A 2,396-nucleotide genomic window follows, 5' to 3' on the forward strand; every position below is an offset into this window, starting at 1 on the left:
CTCGGCCGCGCGCGGGCGCGCCTTCGCCGCGCTCGTGGCCGCCCTGGCGCTCGGCTCGTTCGCGGCCTTCACGGTGGTGATGCACCTCGTGCCGCTGCTGACCGAACGCGGGCTGACGCCGGGCACGGCGGCACTGGCACTGGGACTCGGCGGCCTCGGGCAGGTACTCGGCAGGCTCGGCTACGAGCCCGTGGCCACACGACTCGGCGTGCGCGACCGCACGCTGCTGATCCTGATCGCCGTGGCCGCCACGACCGCGCTGCTCGGCGTCACGACGTCCGCACCCGTCCTGATCGCCGCGTCCGTCCTGGCGGGCGCGGCCCGGGGCACCGTCACACTGCTCCAGGCCACCGCCGTCACCGACCGCTGGGGCACCCGGCACTACGGGCAGCTGACCGGTCTGCTCTCGGCACCGGTGACCGTCGCGATCGCCCTCGCCCCCGGCGCCGGGGCTGCGCTGGCCGACCTGAGCGGCTACCCCGCCCTGTTCCTCATGCTCGCCGCGCTCGCACTGGGCGCGGCCGCCCTCGCCCCGGCGAGCGTTCCCCGCACACCTGTCCGCACGGAGTAACACACCATGAACGACATCCTCGTCATCGGCGGTGGTCAGTCCGGGCTCGCCGCCGCGCACGCCGCCCGCGCGCACGGACTGACCACCACGGTGCTCGAAGCGGGCCTGGAACCGGTCGGGGCCTGGCCGCGCTACTACGACAGCCTGACCCTGTTCTCGCCCGCCGGATACAGCGGCGCCCCGGGCGTGCCGTTCCCCGGCGACCCGGAGCACTACCCGACCCGGGACGCGGTGGTCGAGCATCTGCGTGACCGCGCGGCACGCGTGGACGCCGACATCCGCGTGCGCACGCGCGTGACCACCGTCGAGGCGGAGGACGGCGGCGGGTTCGTCGCGCACACCGACGGTGTCGGCAGCCACCGGGCTCGCGGTGTCGTCGCCGCCAGTGGTTCCTTCGGCAACCCCGTCGTCCCCGACCTGCCCGGGCGGCACCACTTCGCCGGGCGGACGGCGCACGTGGCCGACTACCGCACGCCGGAACCGTTCGCGGGGCAACGCGTGGTCGTCGTCGGCGGCGGGAACTCCGCCGTGCAGGTCGGCGTGGAACTCGCCGAGGTCGCCGAGGTCACCCTCGCCTCCCGCGCGCCACTGCGCTTCCTGCCCCAGCGCCACGGCGGGCGGGACCTGCACTACTGGCTGGACCACACCGGTTTCGACCGGCTGCCACCGGAATGGCTCGCACCGCTCGTGCCCGGCACTCTCGTGCTCGACACGGGGGCCTATCGTGCCGCGATCGAGTCGGGCCACCCGCGCCGCCGCCCGATGTTCACCGCTTTCACCGACGACGGAGTCGTCTGGCCGGACGGGACCCACGAGCGGGTCGACACGGTGCTCTTCGCCACCGGCTACCGCCCCGATCTGGCCTATCTCGAGCCACTGGGCGCGCTCGCGGACGGACTTCCCCGGCACACGGGCGGACTGTCCACCACGCACCCGGGCCTGGCCTACGTGGGCCTGGAATTTCAGCGCACCTTCGCGTCGAACACCCTGCGGGGCGTCCACCGCGACGCCGAGTACGTGCTCGCGGCGCTGGCCGCGCACGTCCGCGACGCGGGTGCGCTGGTGGCCTCCGGCGCCTGACGGCCGAGGTCGTGCCGGAACCGGCAGGCACGACGGACTGACATACTCGCCGCGTGGATGTGATCGACTGGGTGAACGCCCTTCAGGACGCGGGAGAGCGGCTGGCCGGCACCGCGCGGACGGCCGGGTTCGACGCCGAGGTCCCGACCTGCCCCGGCTGGCGGGTGCGCGACCTCGTGCGCCACACCGGCGATGTGCACCGCTGGGCGACCATGTACGTCACCACCGGCCACTCCGAGCCGGTCGCCGTCGACGAGGAATGGTTCGACCGCGAGGCGGTTCCGTCCGAGGACTCGGCGTTGCTGTCGTGGTTCACCGACGGGGTGGGCGTGCTCGCCTCCGCGCTGCGGGAGGCCCCGGCGGAGCTGACGTGCTGGACCTTCCTCGCGGCCCCGTCGGCGCGCGAGCACTGGGCCCGCCGCCAGGCGCACGAGACGACGGTGCACCGCATCGATGCCGAGAGCGCCGCCGGGACGGCCACCCCGGTCGATCCCGCACTCGCCGCCGACGGCATCGACGAGCTTCTGGCCTGCTTCGGTGTCCGCTCCCGGCGCCTGCGGTGGGAGACCGCGCACACGCTGCGGGTGCGGGCCGACGACACCGGCGACGAGTGGACCGTGCGCCTGGGACCGGACCGTCCGGTCGTCACCCGCACGCCGCCGGACGGCACCGTCCCTGTCGACCACCCCACGGCCACCACGACCGAGCTGCGCGGCCCGGCCGAGACGCTGTACCGGGCGCTGTG

3 protein-coding genes are annotated in these 2,396 nt (G+C 74.7%); all 3 read left to right on the forward strand.

What is annotated here, in order from left to right:
- Positions 1-571: MFS transporter (locus SACSA_RS0115615; RefSeq protein ID WP_019818567.1), on the forward strand; the 571-nt coding region annotated here is incomplete at its 5' end.
- A gap of 6 nt (positions 572-577) precedes the next feature.
- Positions 578-1,651, forward strand: coding sequence for an NAD(P)-binding domain-containing protein (locus SACSA_RS0115620; protein WP_019818568.1), 1,074 nt, complete (start codon positions 578-580; stop codon positions 1,649-1,651).
- A 53-nt stretch (positions 1,652-1,704) separates the two neighbouring features.
- The coding region (locus SACSA_RS0115625) for a maleylpyruvate isomerase family mycothiol-dependent enzyme (RefSeq protein ID WP_019818569.1) at positions 1,705-2,396 on the forward strand (692 nt) is incomplete at its 3' end.

Origin of the sequence: Saccharomonospora saliphila YIM 90502 (assembly GCF_000383795.1) — a bacterium.
In the GTDB taxonomy this organism is placed as follows: Bacteria; Actinomycetota; Actinomycetes; order Mycobacteriales; family Pseudonocardiaceae; genus Saccharomonospora; species Saccharomonospora saliphila.

Coding starts and splice junctions, on each gene's coding strand:
- SACSA_RS0115620 (WP_019818568.1), top strand. CDS start 578: ATGAACGACATCCTCGTCATCGGCGGTGGTCAGTCCGGGCTCGCCGCC.